Consider the following 15,110-nt stretch of genomic DNA (forward strand, 5'->3'; position numbering starts at 1 on the left):
GACGGACGGTGACAAGTCCCTGTCCCCCGGGTGAGGGGCTCTGGACTTCTCCGTGGCGTTGGCGTACTCAGAGAGGAGTCGGGGGTGCTCCCGCGGTACCGGGAGGCCCGGCACACGACGACCGGATGGGGGAAGGCCATGACGGAGGCGTGGATGCCCGGCGCCGAGAGGTTCGGCGGCGGGACGGGCACCCGGACACCCCCCGGGATCGGCGCTCCGCGCGCCGTGTGGACGGTGACGGGGTCGGACCCCGGATCCTGGTCCGCGCGCGAGGAGGCGCAGCGGCTGGTGAACGAGGAGCGCGCGGCGCACCTGGTGTGGAACCCGCTGACCGGCGACGTGGTCCAGACCCTGGCCGCGACCTGCCGCGGGCGCCTGCACCTGGGCAGCACCCGCCAGCACGAGCTGCACCTCGACCACGGCCACGAGGGACGGGTGTGCCTGGTGGTGGCGGTGGTGTCCTCGTGGGAGGTCCCCTTCACCGACGGCCCGATGCGCGGGCTGTCCCCGATCCTGACGTGGCTGGACTCCTGGGGGGTGGAGCGGGTCTGGCGCGCGGACCCTCCGGGACCGGCGGCGGGGACCGTGGGGGCGAGAAGCACGGAGACGAGGACCGCGTTGACAGGGACAGCGATGGCGGCACACGCCGCGACGGCGCCGCACGCCGCCGAGACCACGCGTGCGGCGCTGACGGCGCGCGCGTGGGCCAGGGGCGGGCACTTCGGACACGACCAGGTCCCCGGCTCCTCCGCCAAGGGCCCCGGAAGGCTGGACACCGCGCGGCTGTTGGCCACCGGCCTCGTCCCGCCGCCGAGCGGTCCGCCCGCTCCCGCCGAGCCGCGATCCTCCGCGATGAGGTGAGTACGCGACGGCGGGAGAAAAATGGTCCGGGTGTTCTGACCACCGGTAATCGGACACCACTGGTTCATCGCCGTTCCGCAACCCTTTAGTCTGTCGCCCATGGGTGGATCTATCGAGCCGGGTTGGTACGCGGACCCGCAGGGCGACGCGCAAACGCTCAGATGGTGGAACGGCAGCGAGTGGACACGGCATACCCGTTCCCTGAGCGAACTCCAGGGCGGTGGCGATCCGGGTGACGAGGAGGCCGCGACCACCCACCTGGGCGGATCCGGACAGGGTGTCCCCGCCTCCGACGAGGAGGATCCCGGAACGGTGCGGCTGGGCCCCTCCCAGACCCGGTCGGCGGCACCGATCGACGACGAGCCCAGCACCATGCGCATCAACCCCGCCTGGGCGCAGGGATCCCCCCAGCAGGGCACCACCCCGCCGTCCTCCCCGCCCCCCATCGACGAAGAGCCCAGCACGATGCGGATCAACCCGTCGTGGGCACAGGCTTCCTCCCCTTCCGTTTCTCCCTCCTCCCCCGCCTCACCGCCCTCCGACGCCCCCATCGACGACGAGCCCAGCACCATGCGCATCAACCCGTCCTGGGCGCAGGGCGGCGATGATGACGAGGAGCCCACCGCCGACCTTGGCGGCACGGGCGCCACGATGCGCGTCAACCCGGCCGACCTTCCGAGCCACGGCGGTGGCCCCGTGCCGGGTGACGGACAGGGCGGCCCCGGGGCGACCATGCGGGTCAACCCGTCCGACCTCCCCCTGCGCGACGAGGACGAACTGCCCACCGCCGACCTCACCGACGACGAGATCCCCACGTCCAACCTGACCGACGACGACCTGGGCGGAGAGGCGCCGCGCACCTCGGTGCTCGACCCGGGTGCTCCCGGTGCCCCCGGTGTTGCTGGTGCTCCCGGGTCGGCTGGGTCGGCGGGAACCCCGGGGGAGGCCCCGCGCACCGCGGTGTTCGACCCGGGCGACCCCGCGCTCCCGGGCGGCGGGACCTCCGGCACGGCCGTGTTCGACCCGGGCGACCCCGCCTTCTCGGAAGGCGCGGACGAGGGGGACAGGAAGGGCGGCAAGTTCAACAAGTTCCTGGGCAGCCTCAAGGAGGGCTGGTCCGACCTGTCCGAGGAGCGCAAGGAGCAACGCCGCAATTCCGAGGAGGAGGCGGCCAAGCGGCGCGAGGAGGAGCGGGTCCGCAGGGAGGCCGAACTCCAGGAGGAGGCCAGGCGCCGGGAGGAGGAGGCCCGGCGCCGCGCCGAGGAGCAGCCCCCGGGTGCGCAGGCCCCGGGCACCACTGCCGCTGCCGCCGCCGGTTCGGCGGTCGGCGCGCAGCCGGGAGCCCCGTGGCCCCCGTCCGGCCAGCCCGATCAGCCCGGCCAGCCCGGCCAACCCGGTCAGCAGCCCTCCGAGCAGCAGGCCCCGGGCCAGCAGGCCTCGGGGCCGCAGCCTCCCGCCCAGCCGTTCCCTGGCGCCCAGCAACCCACGCACCAGCCTCCGGGCTTCCCGCCCGCCGCGCAGCCGCCCTCCGGCCCCCAGCGGGGGCACTCCGTTCCGCCCGCGGCCCCGTCCGGACCGCAGCAGGACATGTTCTCGCCCCAGCGCCAGTCGGGACCGCAGCACCCGTCGTCGGGGCCCCAGGCCGGTTACCGCCAGCCCCCGCCACCCCAGCAGGGCGGCTTCGGCCCGCCCGGGTACCCGCCCCAGCAGCAGATGGGCGGCCCGAACCCTCCGGGGCGTCCGCCACAGGGCATGCCCCCGAACGCCCCGCCGCCCGGGCAGCGGATGAACCGGCCGGGCCCGCCGCCCGGTTACCCGCCGACCCCGGGCCCCATGGCCAACGCTCCCGGCGGGCAGCCGCCGATGGGTGGACACCCGGGAGGTCCGCAGTGGGGTCAGCCGGGCCCCGGCCAGCCCCCCGGTCCGGGGCAGCCCTACCAGCAGCACCGCCCGCAGAAGCCCAAGAAGAAGCGGGGAGGATGCAGGAGCTGCGGCTGCGGCTGCTTCACCTTCCTGCTCATCCTGATCGTCGTCCTGGTCCTGGGCTACCTCCAGTTCTGGGGCGTGTGGGACTGGATGTACGAGATCTTCAGCGTCGGTGAGCCGCCCGGCGTCTCGGACGCCTGGATCTGGGACTGACCCGGATTCCCAGGGGCGGTCGGACACGGTCCGGCCGCCCCTTCGTCATCCCCCGGGACTCCCCGCAACCCCTAAGCTGACCGGTATGAATGACAGTTTGGTGTGGATTGACTGCGAGATGACGGGCCTGGACTTCGAGAGCGACGCGCTGATCGAGGTTGCCTGTCTGATCACCGACGGCGAGCTCAACATCCTCGACGAGGGCGTGGACGTCGTGATCAGACCGCCGCAGGCCGCACTGGACCGCATGGGGGACTTCGTCCGCGACATGCACACGACCTCCGGCCTGCTGGAGGAGCTGGACAAGGGCGTGAGCCTCCAGGAGGCCGAGGACCTCGTCCTGGAGCACATCCGCCAGTACGTGACCGAGCCGCGCAAGGCTCCGCTGTGCGGCAACTCGATCGCCACCGACCGCACCTTCCTGGCCCGTGACATGAAACGCATCGACGAGTTCCTGCACTACCGGATGGTCGACGTGTCCTCCATCAAGGAGCTGCTGCGCCGCTGGTACCCGCGCGTGTACTACGCGAGCCCGGAGAAGAACGGCGGGCACCGGGCGCTCGCCGACATCACCGACAGCATCCACGAGCTGCGCTACTACCGCGCCGCGGCCTTCGTGCCCGAGCCCGGCCCGAACTCGACCACCGCCCGCGCCATCGCCGCCGACGTGGTGGCCGGAGGCACCGGCACGCGGGCGCGCGAGGAGGCCGCCGGAGACGACGCGGCGGAAAACTGATCGAAGCACTCCCCGGAGTCCGCTAAGCTTTCATACGTACGCGGGGCCGAGAGGCCCAGCGCACGTGGTGGGTGTAGCTCAGCCGGTAGAGCACTTGGTTGTGGTCCAAGAAGTCGCGGGTTCAAGTCCCGTCACTCACCCCAGAGGCTTAAGCCCCTGACCAGCGTAAACGCGCAGCGGTCAGGGGCTTTTGCGCGTGTGGGGGTGCACCAGCGGGTGCACGGTGGCAAAGATCCGCCTGGTGAGTGTGCACCACCCATCCCGTCACTCACTCCCGATCCGTGCACCCGGGTGCACGGGCACGCGTTTCTCCGGGATTTCGAGTCCACCGATCAGTAGCGCAGGGGCCCGGCGAACTGGCCGGATGTGGCCGCGCTGGTGAAGTCGCAGGTATGACGCGCACTCATCGCGAAGAGGCCGGGGATCCGCTCACAGACCGGCCATCACCGCGGGTGACGCGTGCTAACTTACGACCATTCCCACCCATAACACCCCACCCCTGGCCAAAGGAGTCCTCCGGTATGTCAGGCGAGGCTGGCGCCAATCCGATCGAAGCCCTCGAAGGAGGTGAGCTCGCCGAAACCCTCGCCGAGGCCATGGCCGGACTGGCTGACATGTTCGACCTGATCATGGAGGACGCCGAGACCGTCGCCCAGCGCGAGGAGGTCTCCTCGGCCCTGCGCGCCTACAAGGAGGAGTACTCCCCCATCCTCGTCGCGGCACAGGAGCACGGCCTGCAGTTGGCCAACAACATCCAGGCCGGAGCCTCCCAGACCGCCCTGAACGACCTGGAGGCGGCCCAGGAGTACGACACCCCCTGGAACCTCGAAGTCAACTTCTGACCACCGCTCGCCCGTCCCCTCTTCTCCCTCTCCCCAAGCGAGTCATGGCTACCTTCGACCTCACCTTCCAGCCGCGTACCACCACCGCCAACCCCGAGGCGATCAGAGCGCGTATGGAGGACCTGGACATCCTCCAGGCACGCCTGCTGGGGCGCGCCGACGACCTGACCGGGCAGTTCGGCTCCGCCGCCACACAGTTCACCGACCTCATCGGCTGGAACATCAAGGGGCTGTCCGAGGAGGACTACCAGCACTGGAAGGACGCCGGGGTGGCGATCACCTACGCCGCCTCCAAGATCGAGCAGTGGGCGCAGTACGTGGAGGAGTTCAAGGACGAACGCGAGGCGCAGAACTCCGAGTGGTTCGACTTCCGTACCAAGAAGGAAGGCGAGATCCCGGCCGACTTCCAGGGCCAGACCATCACCGCCACCCACCCCGAGCGCGGGGGCCTGTTCGGCATCAGCGACGCCAGCAAGTGCCGCGACATCTACGACGAGGTCGCCGCGAAGCTGACCGAACTCCAGGAGCGCGAGCGCACCAACTACCAGAAGTTCGAGGAGCACGCCGAGGATGTCGCCGAGGACCTGCGGGAAGGTCCGACCAAGGCCAACGTGCAGGAGCTCATCGACGCGGGCATCAACTCCTGGGCCTTCTACAACCTCGACCCCAACCGCTACACGATGCTCGTGGACGGACGGGAGCTGACTGAGGAGAACGCCGAGGAATGGGCCGAGGAGCTCTCCTCCTACTGGTCCGGCGACAAACCGCTGGATGAGCGGTACCACGAGCTGATGCTCATGATGAGCATGATCGGCTCCAACGCGATGCAGGCCCAACAGGGCGGCACCGGCTATCGCTCCGAAGAGATCGACTTTCTCCGGGAGTTCTACGACGCCCTGGAGGGAGAGGATCCCAACAGTATGGGCGTTCTGGGCATTCCCGCCCAGATGGAGGGCGACCACCTCACCGACGAGGAGCGTGAACACGCGCTCGGCGTACTCGGTGACGGCCTGCTCACCCTGTCCGACGAGAGCCTCGGCGGAAGCTACGAGGATCTGCCCCGAAGCGTGCGCCGGACCGCAGAAGGCCCGCAGTTCTACGAGCATGGGGAAGGCGAGGTGCCCTACTCCTGGGTCCTGTACCAGGGTGACGTGCGAGCACTGTCCGACTTCTTCCGTCACACGAACGAGGACCTCCAGGGCGGCTACGAGCTGTCGGTCAACCTGTCCATGTCCTCTGGCACCTATACACACCACATCGGCGACAGCGACTTGATACCCCCGGAGGAACTGGCTCCGCTGCTGGACGTGGCCACACGCAACGAGGACGCCAACTACTACGTCATCACTGGTGAACATCCCGGTGGCGACCCCTACGCGGATCACCCCGCGCTGGGTACGGACAGCTCTGGACAGGGTGTGGACTACGCCGATCTGGGTGTGAACTACACCAATGAAGAGAGAACGAACGTGATCGAGGGCCTGTTCACCCACGAATGGGAGGACGGGGGCGCAGCGGTGCGCGGTTTGACCGACTGGATCTCGGAGGATGCGGCCAGCCCCGAGGATCGCGTACCTGAGGATGAGAATTCGGAGATACGCCCCGAACTCAGCGCTGAGGAGCAGCGATCCGCCGAAGCACTCGCCGCCCTGGTGAGACATATGGAGAATCCGGAGTTCAGCGAGGCCATGTTCGCCACGGGCCACGAGGTCACCGGAGACGACGGCGTCACATGGCGCGACGTCGCCGCCGGGCACCTGAACCCGGAGTTGGCTGACTCCTGGTCCGACATCTTCGTCTCGTACATGGACGTGTTCGCCAGCACGGAGGGGGTTGGCGAGAGCGAGTCCTCAGAAGGCCATGACACGCGCTGGGACGACGACCAGAACCGCGTCTACCTCAGCCCGGAAGGCCGGATGAACTTCACCGAGCTCATCATGGGCGACGTGGATGCCGCTCACAAGACGTATGGCGAGGTCGTCCAGTACGGAGCGGAGTCCATGGCGGAGTTCGCCACGGACAACGGTCCCCGGAGCCATGAGGGTTCCTCCAGTTACGGATCACTGCTCGGGCTGGTGGACGTGACCCTGAACTCCGAGAGCGAGCGGCGCTCGAATGACAACACCGAAGCCGTCGCACATGCCAACAAGGTGCGCAACCTCGTCGTGGACACGGCCGGTGGCTTCGCCGGCGACAGGAACGCCCCCGGGCTGGTCGTGGAAATAGCCAAGTTCCTCGCCAAGGAGGCCCTGGAGGTCTCGGACAACCCGCCCGATCCAAAGATGGAGAGCCCTCGGGAGTGGATGGCCGAAGAGGATATGAATCACCTGGCGATCAGTGCGATGGCCGCCAACGACCCAGAGATCATGGACGCACTGGAAGCGCTCCATCCCGGAGCCGTCCTGGGCGAAGGTGCGGACCGCTACATCCCTCTTGACCCCGCTGAGTGGGACGTCAACGGGGAAAGCCAGGACACTGTACGGGGCAACCTGTACGACCATGTCGACGAACTTCCCTGGGTCGACGGTGAGGGAAGCACGAAGAGCGCGGTCGACAACTACCTGCTCAATATGGGAATCAGTTGGGGCAAGTGGCAGACTTCAGCTTCATAGAAAAACCCACCGGGAGGGCGCTGCTGCCTGCCGCGGTGTGCGCGGCCGTGCTTCTGCCGCTGGCAGGATGCGGGCTCTCCTCCGGTTCCGACCACAGCACCAACGACGAGGTACAGGAGCTGGCCTACCCGGAGCGGATCGAGCAGGTCGGCTGGGAGTGGCAGCCACCTGAGGACGCTCGGATCATCGGTAGCGTTCCCGTACCCGCGGGCGTGGCCGTCGTACTCGATGACGGCTACGTCGTGCTCGCCGGAGACACCGGCGAGGAACTGTGGCGGTACCGCGCCCAGGACACCGCCCGCGCGGCGTACGCCTCGCGGGACGGCGAGTACCTGGCGCTGGAGGTCGAGGGGTCCGAGTCCGGTTCCCTGCTGCTCCGGTTCAACCCGTCCACGGGCGAGATCCTTGAGGAGTCCGCCCGTGACGAGGCGGGTAGCGACGACGCCGGAGTGGACGACAGCTCCTTCCGCCAGTCTGTGGAGGAGGGAACCATGGTCGTCCGCTCCTCCGAAGGACCCGCCCTGACCGCGCTCTCCCTGGAGACGGGCGACCCGGTGTGGACCCGCGAGGAACCGGCCGGGTGCACCACCACCGAGGGCCTGAACAGCAGCACCGACGACGCGGTCGTCCTCGACGGCGTGGTCGTGGAGGCGTTCACCTGCGCGCCGAGCGTGGTACGCGATTTCACCTACACCCGGGAGGAGGGTGACGTCGTCATCTCCGGTCTGGTCGGCCGCGATCTACGGACGGGCGAGGAGCTGTGGCGCTTCGAAGAGGACTTCGGTATCCACGCCTTCCAGTCCATCGAACACCGAAGCCTTGACCCCCTCTCCGGCCAGTACCTGGTGATGAGGACGCTGAACTCCCCCAACGTCCTCCTCGACGTGTCGACGGGCGAGGTCATCGGTGAATGGGAGGGCGGGGTCATCGGAGTACTGGAGGACGGGTCGGTCGTGGTCTGGTACGCCCGCGACGGGGAGTACCGACGTGAGACCCCCGAGGGAACGGCACTGGCCACCCTGCCCAACCCCGTTGAGGCGATACCGGATACATCCGACGTCACGGGGCTGGGGACGGACGACTCGATCGTCCTTGCAGAGGGCATCGTCAACTCCGGTGAGCACTCTCTCGGGCCGGACGCGGAAATCTGGTTCCACGGTTGGGACTCCGGAGACGACCCCGTCGTGATCGATGTGAGCCAGGTCGGCATGGAGGACGCTGGAGCACAGCTCTCCACCACCGCCGTTCCCGGCGCTGTGGTGCTCAGCTATACGGAGAGCGGTGACGACGGCCGTCAGACACTTCTGGGCCTCACCTGATCACTTCTCTACGAAGACATATACCTCATTTCAATCTTTAAACTCAAAATGGACATAATAAGCCACACAAAACCCCGGTTGAAAGTTCTCCGAGAACTTTCGCCGATTCCCTTCGCTTCGGCCCGCAACCAAGCGATGGTCCACGCATGGCAACCATCAACCAGCGCACGCTGGCCGACGGGCGTACCCGCTACTGGGTGAAATGGCGGCTCGGCGGCACCCGCACCGGAGCGCCCCAGTCCGAACCCTTCGACACCCACGCCGACGCCCACACCTTCAAACTCCACGTCGAGGCCGCCGGCCACCAGTGGCCCGAGAACTGGATCCGCCGCCAGGGCTGGGCCCCGGGATGGGTCCCCGGCCACGGGTGGGTCAGGAGCGACGAGGAGGACGACGAACCCGAGGCCGAGCTGGTGCTGTTCGCCGACTACGCCCGCGACCTCGTCGACTCCATGACCGGTATCGAGGAGCGCACCCGCGCCGACTACCACCGCGACCTGGCAATCCACCTGCTCCCCCGCTTCGGCCAGGTGAACCTGCGCGATCCCGCCCAACTCAAACCCAAGGACGTACGCGCCTGGATCAACCATCTGCGCACCGGAGTCCCCGACCCCGCCGCCCCGTACAGGACCAGCACACCCAGCCGGGGCCGGAAGAGGGAACCGGGGTGGCTGCGCAAACCCCTCTCCCCCAAGTCCATCCACAACCTGCACGGGCTGCTGTTCACCGTCTGCGAGGCCGCCGTACGAGAGGACCCGCCGCTACGGCCTTCGAACCCCGCATCGCGCACCCGCCTGCCCCGTATCGACGACGGCGAGGGCGAAGCCGACATGTGCTTCCTGACGAGGGAGGAGTTCGCGCTGCTGCGGGACTCCATGGCCGAGGACGTACGCGACATGGTGGAGGTGTTCGTGCGCACCGGGATGCGCTACAGCGAACTGGTCGCCCTCCAGGTCCGCGACGTCACCCTCACTCCCGCCATCGGACCCGACGGGCAGCCGCTCACCCAGGGGCACCTGGACGTGCGGCGGGCGTGGAAGCGCTGCCCCGACAACACCTTCCGGCTCGGTGCGCCCAAGACCCGCAGCTCGCGCAGGCGCATCCCGCTCTCCCCGGGCACCATCGACCTCCTACGGCCTCGGTTGGAGGGCAAGGGACCGGAGGAGTTCGTGTTCACCACCGAGCGGGGGTCCTGGTGGCGGCACTCCTCCTTCTACGGGCGCAGGTGGGCGCCCGGGGTCAAGGAGGCCCAGCGGCGAGGGCTGGGCAAGAAGCCGCGCATCCACGACCTGCGCCACACCCATGTGGCGTGGCTGATCGACAAGGACGTGCACGTGTTCAAGATCCAGCGCCGCCTGGGCCACACCTCGATCACCACGACCATGGACCGCTACGGGCACCTGGTCACCGACATCGACGACACCATGATCGAGGCCATCGACGGACCTCCCGCCGGGACCGGGCCATGGACCGACCCCGGCGATGAGCAGCGCCTGCGCCTGATCTCCTAGAGCCGCTACGGGTCCCGGGTATGCCGGTGGGGCGGGTGAACATCCCCCGCCCCACCGGTTCACTTGGGCTTCTCGCCTACCGGGTGTGCGGCCACCCGGGGGCGTGGGCGACCCGCCGTCTGGGGGCCACCTGTTGGGCGGCCCGCTCCACGATCTGTTCCAGGTCAGTGGCGCTGAAGCGCACGTGCTTGCCGAGCCTGCGGTGCGGCACCCGCCGCAACCGGACCCGTTCACGCAGCCACGACTCCGGCACCGCGAGCACCCGCGCCGCCTCGGGGATCGTCAGCAACCGCTCCGGCACCTTCCCCTCACCGTCGCTGTCAGGCCGCCTGGCCGGGACCATACGCACCTCCCCCGCGTTCGTTCCGTAGAGCGGAGCGGAACTGGCGGCGCTCGTCCTCGGAGGCGCCGCCCCACACCCCGTAGAGTTCGCCGCGCTTCATCGCCTCGGCCAGGCAGTTGATCTGCACCAGGCACACGCGGCACACCCGCTTGGCGTCGCGTACCGACCCTCCCTGGCCGGGGAACCACAGGTCCGGGTCCTGGCCCCGACAGGCCGCGTAGGCCTGCCACCCACCAGACCCGCCCCCAGCGTCGCCCCTGACAGCACCGGGCCGTGTGCGGCCGTCAGACGGCCCGTCCGCGCCCGACGCACCACCACCGCCCGTGGGGCGCGAGCCCGGGGTTCGGGCCGCCACGTCGCCCACCAACGGCCCTCGGTTCCCCAACGGTGCCTGTCGTCGCATGTCCCCCATGTCCGCCCTTCCGTGATCGGTCACGATCCGCCCAGGGCCCCACCGCACGGCATCTGACCTGGTCCCGCGCGATGGGTGTTCTGGCCCTGATGAACCCCGAAGAAGACACCCGCCACCGCGGATGCGACATCGGCTCCGAAGTTGTGTCCGCGAGGTCGTGCCTTCGCAGCGCTGTCTCCACTCGCCCGACCGGGCGCGAAGCTGGTCCGCGCCATCGCAAGAGGGACGTGTGAGAAGAGCAGGCGCGCCGCCGTCCTCCTCGACCTGCTGGGCGATCTTGACCGCGCCGCTGCGCCACCACCGAGCAGTACGGGAAAGACCAAAGACCAGTGCTGAGAGGCAAGAAGAGCTTCCATAGAAGAGCGGGGAGAGAGCAGACCGTCTCGGATGATGACGGCCTGGTGTTGAGGGTGTGCGGGGGCGTTCGCGCCCCCGCACACCACGGGGCGCCGCCCGCCCCACGTGAAGAGGACTACCTCCTTGGGTAGACAGCCGGGGCGGCCGGTGGACCACCCCAAAGCCCGGCCGACCTGCACTGTGACTGTTCTCAGGGGTGGTCCACCCAAGGCCGGACCCCCACACGGACGGCCAGGCGGAGCAGGCATTGGCCCCGTCACAGGCCCACCGTTGGCCCGCAGGTTCACCGCGCTTTTCAGGGCTCACCACTCGCTCTCCTGGACCGTGGGGTAGGTGCGGGCGATCTCGTGCAGGGCGACGATGCGGGGGTGGGTGGCCGATCGCCAGATCCGTGCGCCCGCTCCCGGGGTCGCCAGTCGCTGGTGGGTGGTCAGGTACACCCCGACGCGGTCGGTGCAGTCACCGGCCAGCTTCTGTGCCGCGTTCTTCTGGCGCTCGGTGGAGTGGAGGGCGAACAGCACCACCGCGGCGGGGGTGCGGTAGCGGGTCAGGCGTTTGTAGCCGCGCATCTTGTTCTTGAGCTGGGTCAAGGACTCGGAGCCGGTGTCGTACTCCACGAACGCCGTCAGACGAACCCCTCCCTGGTTCCACCTCACCTGGGCGTCGGGGCGCACGTCGTAGCCGTAGCGGCGTTCGCACTCGCGTTCACCGAGCCACTGCTCCACCTCGGCGCCGCACTGGCGGGCACTGCGTAGGAAGTCGACCCGGGTCTGGGCCAGGCCCAGCATGTGGTCCAGCTGGGGTGAGTGCGCCACGGCCAGGGCGCGGTCGGCGCGGAACTTCAGCGCGTCGGGTTCCTTGCCCTGGTGCAGGGCGAGCAGGACGGCGCCGGTGGGGGTCAGGACCCAGTGGTCGGGGGCGTTGCGGTCGTGGGCGTGGCGGCGGAAGCGGTTGAGGACCCCGTAGCGGTACAGGGTGAGCAGGCGTGAGCGGGCGCGGCGTGGTCCGGCGTCGGGGAAGTAGATGCGGTGTAGGTGGTGGGTGGTCATCACCCGGTGTTCCCAGAGTCCGGCCAGGATCTGGCGGTCGCGGCTGGTGATTCGGGGTGCCAGGTGGATCAGTGTCTTGGTGTAGTCGCTCACGCATGCCCTCCCGGGGCGGTCGCGGTCTGGTGCTTTGAACTCCCTGATGAAGACCGTGCAAGCGCGGATGCGACACCCGAGGGAAGAATTTTTCCGGGTTCAGCCCCCCGGGAGGGGGTTCACTTCGGTTTCAGAACAGGTTCAGAACGGGTTCAGTGGACACACCGCCCCCCACCAACGCCCTCGGGGCGGCGCCACTTGCGTGGTGCTGCCCCGAGGTGAAAGCGGGTTGCTCAGCGGCGGATGTCCAGCCAGGTCCTCACCGCAGCAGCCAGCTCATCGAACTCCCCCGGCTCCTTCACGACCGCGACCCGCTCCTTGCGGTCGGGTACTCCGCCTGGGTGGTGGAACAGGTAGGGGCGCACTCCCCGCACCCCGTCGTCATCAACGCACCAGCCCTGCTCAGAGGGGTGGGGGCGGCGAGGACGTGGTACCCGCACCGGCCCCGAAATCGGGCGTGTGGGCTGTGCTGGAGCCGGAGCGCTTCCCGGCTGTGGCCCCCGCGCTTCAGGCGCAGCGTTCCTGACGCGCGGTAGGGGCCTCATCTGCTCTCGTGTGCTGCTGCGAGGTGAGGGCAGTGGGCGCCGTTCCTGGCGCGTGTCCACCGCGCTGCACAGCAGCGCGGCCAGTACCGCGCCGAACAGCCACCGCACCTGTTGGGCCCATCCTCGGACGGGTTTGCGGTGCCGACCGCTAGGCTTCTCCACGATCTCCTCCTGGTCATCTCAGGTGGGGATTCAGCCCTGGCCCGGTGGTGCGAACACCGGGCCGGGGCGCCTCCACGTCTTCTTTCGCTCCTGTGCGGAGCGGGCGGGTGTCATTGGCTCCAGAGTCGTACGCCACCCGAAACTGCGCTTCCCACCCACACCACATAAAGGGCACAAAAGCCCCTTTTCCTGCGGAAATTGGTGCCGCTTCCGCTGGGCTGGTCGATGTTCGCTTGGACAAGCGAGGTTCTTCAACACCTGCCGCCGGGAAACATCACCGCGTCCGAGTCACAACGGCAGGCGGGTCCGCCCGGAACGGTCGAAAGCGGCACGAACTGTCAACGGCCCTCCCGCGTTCTTGGAGAAGTCCCAGTGCAGGGCCAGGGCGTCCACCAGCGCCAGGCCGTACCCACCTTCGGCCAGCACGAGTTCGCTCTCCCCTGCATCGAATGCAGCGGGCACGGTGGCCTGCTCACCCGGCTTGGGGCCGTCGTCGGTGACACGGAGCAAGAACAGGCGCGGGCGCCGCTGGATCTCGATCCTCACCCGGCCTCCCGCAAGCCCGGACGCGGTGTGCTTGAGGGCGTTGGCGTGCAGCTCAGCCAGGGACACCAGCAGCGGGTGGGCCGCGCCGGGTGTGGTCCTGGTGGCCTGCATCGCCCACCGGCGCGCGGCCCGTACGTAGTGGGGGTAGGGCCCGCAGAGCAGGCCGCTGGTGTCGGGGTCGGTGTGGCGGATGCGCCTGGGCAGGTCGAGAGAGGAGGAAGCCTGAGCCGGGGTCATGGATTTCCACCGGGTCCTTTCGCCGTGGTCACGGTCGCTGTGTGTGAGCCCGCAGCAAAAGGATGTGGTCAGGACGTTCACCCCGGGAAGGCCGGACGGAGAGTTCTCGAATCTTCCATGGGCCTCTGGAATTCTGTGGAATGCCCCATGGGCTGCGACGCTCTGTGGTCACATGGCCTCATGCACACAGACGAACGCGCCCTCAAGGCCTTCGGGCACGAATTGCGCAGGCTGCGCGGGGAAACCGAACTCACCCAGAAAGCACTGGCACGAAGGGTCAGCCAGCGCGGCACGACGATCAGCGACTCACACGTGTCCGACATCGAGAACGGCCGGGCGACGGCCCGGCCGTGGCTGCGCAAGCTCCTGGACGAGATCCTGGAGAGCGATGGGAGGTTGGAGAGGTTCTGGGAGGAGCTGACGGGCTCGGGCCGGCAGGTGTGGCTGCACGAGGTCACCACACGCACCCACGCCGCCAACGCTCTGTTCGAGTACCAGCCCCTGGTGTTTCCCGGTTATCTCCAGACCCAGGACTACTCCTACGCACTCATTCGCTATGGGGCACCGTGGCTTTCCCAGGAGCAGGTTCTCTCCCTGGCCAAGGAGAGGAACGACCGTGCCAAGCGCATGGCCGAAGCCCCCTCTCCGGTGATCTGGTTGATCATCGACCAGAGCGTGCTCTGGCGCCGCTACGGCTCTCCCCAGGTGCAACGCGACCAACTGGCGTACGTGGCCGAGCAGATCCAGCGGGAACGCCTCACCGTCCAGATGCTCCCGGTCCGGGCTCCACGACATGCGGGAACATCAGGGCCCAGGCGCATCATCACCACCGCGGACGAACCCGAGGTGGTGTACATGGAATCCGCGGAGGAAGGCCGCATCATCTCCGGATCGGCCGATATCAGTCGAAGCCGTATGGTGTTCACTGCTCTGCAAGGGGCCTCCCGGGACCCGCAGGAGACACTGCAAGCCATCCATGACGAGATGAAGGCGATCGACGATGAGTGACTGGCGCAAGAGCAGTTACAGCGGCGGGACCAACGAGTGCGTCGAGGTCCGCGAGCACAACGCCGGCGCGGACGTGCGCGATACCCAAAACCGCGACCTGGGGCACCTGTCCTTCACCCGCACGGAATGGCGCGCCTTCATCGAGACCGCCCAGTTCACCGACCGGTAAGTCGTGGCTCGGCGGCCCCGCCGTTCACCAGGTGGAGCGTCGTTCCCTCGCGACGAGCACGGTCCTCCTGAACGCTCCTCCGAGCGAACCGGGGGATCGTCGCCGTTTCGATCGAAGCCACATCATGGAGCTCATAACCCGCCGCATCGGCCGGTTCGAGGACGTTCTG

The 15,110-nt window shown here is 68.5% G+C and carries 14 protein-coding genes and 1 tRNA gene; 10 read left to right on the forward strand and 5 right to left on the reverse strand.

From position 1 onward, the window contains the following. Positions 1–138: 138 nt before the first annotated feature. From FYW99_RS03965 to FYW99_RS04000, 8 genes are all read left to right on the forward strand, one after another. Positions 139–861 carry a hypothetical protein gene (locus FYW99_RS03965; RefSeq protein WP_150250342.1) on the forward strand — a complete coding sequence of 241 codons (723 nt, stop codon included), beginning with the start codon at positions 139–141 and terminating at the stop codon, positions 859–861. 99 nt (positions 862–960) lie between these two features. Continuing rightward, on the forward strand, positions 961–3,000 hold the full coding sequence (locus FYW99_RS32785) for a DUF2510 domain-containing protein (protein ID WP_150250344.1): 2,040 nt from the start codon (positions 961–963) through the stop codon (positions 2,998–3,000). Positions 3,001–3,085: 85 nt separating this feature from the next. Then, on the forward strand, positions 3,086–3,736 hold the full coding sequence (gene orn, locus FYW99_RS03975) for an oligoribonuclease (RefSeq protein WP_150250346.1): 651 nt from the start codon (positions 3,086–3,088) through the stop codon (positions 3,734–3,736). 67 nt (positions 3,737–3,803) lie between these two features. Then, a tRNA-His gene (locus FYW99_RS03980) sits at positions 3,804–3,879 on the forward strand. 378 nt (positions 3,880–4,257) lie between these two features. Then, complete coding sequence (locus tag FYW99_RS03985) at positions 4,258–4,578, forward strand: hypothetical protein (RefSeq protein WP_150250348.1); 321 nt, start codon at positions 4,258–4,260, stop codon at positions 4,576–4,578. A 44-nt stretch (positions 4,579–4,622) separates the two neighbouring features. Next, entirely contained in the window at positions 4,623–7,190 is a 2,568-nt protein-coding gene (locus tag FYW99_RS03990) for a TPR repeat domain-containing protein (RefSeq protein ID WP_150250350.1), read from the forward strand. Continuing rightward, complete coding sequence (locus FYW99_RS03995; RefSeq protein WP_190394541.1) at positions 7,169–8,509, forward strand: outer membrane protein assembly factor BamB family protein; 1,341 nt, start codon at positions 7,169–7,171, stop codon at positions 8,507–8,509. Before FYW99_RS03990 ends, FYW99_RS03995 begins: the two co-directional genes overlap by 22 nt. Before the next feature lie 146 nt (positions 8,510–8,655). Beyond that, a complete protein-coding gene (locus tag FYW99_RS04000; RefSeq protein WP_150250354.1) occupies positions 8,656–10,020 on the forward strand; it encodes a tyrosine-type recombinase/integrase in 1,365 nt (454 codons plus the stop codon). 76 nt (positions 10,021–10,096) lie between these two features. On the opposite strand, the gene FYW99_RS04005 is transcribed toward FYW99_RS04000, so the two are convergent. From FYW99_RS04005 to FYW99_RS04025, 5 genes are all read right to left on the reverse strand, one after another. Then, positions 10,097–10,309 carry a helix-turn-helix domain-containing protein gene (locus FYW99_RS04005; protein WP_223838699.1) on the reverse strand — a complete coding sequence of 71 codons (213 nt, stop codon included), beginning with the start codon at positions 10,307–10,309 and terminating at the stop codon, positions 10,097–10,099. 31 nt (positions 10,310–10,340) lie between these two features. Then, positions 10,341–10,775, reverse strand: coding sequence for a WhiB family transcriptional regulator (locus tag FYW99_RS32925; RefSeq protein WP_317846914.1), 435 nt, complete (start codon positions 10,773–10,775; stop codon positions 10,341–10,343). Positions 10,776–11,434: 659 nt separating this feature from the next. Further along, positions 11,435–12,274 carry a replication-relaxation family protein gene (locus FYW99_RS04015; protein ID WP_150250360.1) on the reverse strand — a complete coding sequence of 280 codons (840 nt, stop codon included), beginning with the start codon at positions 12,272–12,274 and terminating at the stop codon, positions 11,435–11,437. 233 nt (positions 12,275–12,507) lie between these two features. Beyond that, entirely contained in the window at positions 12,508–12,639 is a 132-nt protein-coding gene (locus tag FYW99_RS32790; protein ID WP_263364041.1) for a hypothetical protein, read from the reverse strand. Between the two features lie 630 nt (positions 12,640–13,269). Beyond that, positions 13,270–13,764: an ATP-binding protein gene (locus tag FYW99_RS04025; RefSeq protein WP_150250364.1), complete on the reverse strand. Its 495-nt coding sequence runs from the start codon at positions 13,762–13,764 to the stop codon at positions 13,270–13,272. Positions 13,765–13,944: 180 nt separating this feature from the next. On the opposite strand from FYW99_RS04025, the gene FYW99_RS04030 reads away from it, so the two are divergent. Together FYW99_RS04030 and FYW99_RS04035 are read left to right on the forward strand one after the other, a co-directional pair. Then, complete coding sequence (locus tag FYW99_RS04030; RefSeq protein ID WP_150250366.1) at positions 13,945–14,772, forward strand: helix-turn-helix domain-containing protein; 828 nt, start codon at positions 13,945–13,947, stop codon at positions 14,770–14,772. Next, complete coding sequence (locus tag FYW99_RS04035) at positions 14,765–14,941, forward strand: DUF397 domain-containing protein (RefSeq protein ID WP_150250368.1); 177 nt, start codon at positions 14,765–14,767, stop codon at positions 14,939–14,941. The genes FYW99_RS04030 and FYW99_RS04035 overlap by 8 nt, the downstream gene beginning before the upstream one ends. Positions 14,942–15,110: the final 169 nt, after the last annotated feature.

The organism is Nocardiopsis deserti (genome assembly GCF_008638355.1).
Taxonomy (GTDB): domain Bacteria; phylum Actinomycetota; class Actinomycetes; order Streptosporangiales; family Streptosporangiaceae; genus Nocardiopsis; species Nocardiopsis alborubida.

Coding starts and splice junctions, on each gene's coding strand:
- FYW99_RS03965 (WP_150250342.1), top strand. CDS start 139: ATGACGGAGGCGTGGATGCCCGGCGCCGAGAGGTTCGGCGGCGGGACG.
- FYW99_RS32785 (WP_150250344.1), top strand. CDS start 961: ATGGGTGGATCTATCGAGCCGGGTTGGTACGCGGACCCGCAGGGCGAC.
- orn (WP_150250346.1), top strand. CDS start 3,086: ATGAATGACAGTTTGGTGTGGATTGACTGCGAGATGACGGGCCTGGAC.
- FYW99_RS03985 (WP_150250348.1), top strand. CDS start 4,258: ATGTCAGGCGAGGCTGGCGCCAATCCGATCGAAGCCCTCGAAGGAGGT.
- FYW99_RS03990 (WP_150250350.1), top strand. CDS start 4,623: ATGGCTACCTTCGACCTCACCTTCCAGCCGCGTACCACCACCGCCAAC.
- FYW99_RS04000 (WP_150250354.1), top strand. CDS start 8,656: ATGGCAACCATCAACCAGCGCACGCTGGCCGACGGGCGTACCCGCTAC.
- FYW99_RS32925 (WP_317846914.1), bottom strand. CDS start 10,775: ATGGGGGACATGCGACGACAGGCACCGTTGGGGAACCGAGGGCCGTTG.
- FYW99_RS04025 (WP_150250364.1), bottom strand. CDS start 13,764: ATGACCCCGGCTCAGGCTTCCTCCTCTCTCGACCTGCCCAGGCGCATC.
- FYW99_RS04030 (WP_150250366.1), top strand. CDS start 13,945: ATGCACACAGACGAACGCGCCCTCAAGGCCTTCGGGCACGAATTGCGC.
- FYW99_RS04035 (WP_150250368.1), top strand. CDS start 14,765: ATGAGTGACTGGCGCAAGAGCAGTTACAGCGGCGGGACCAACGAGTGC.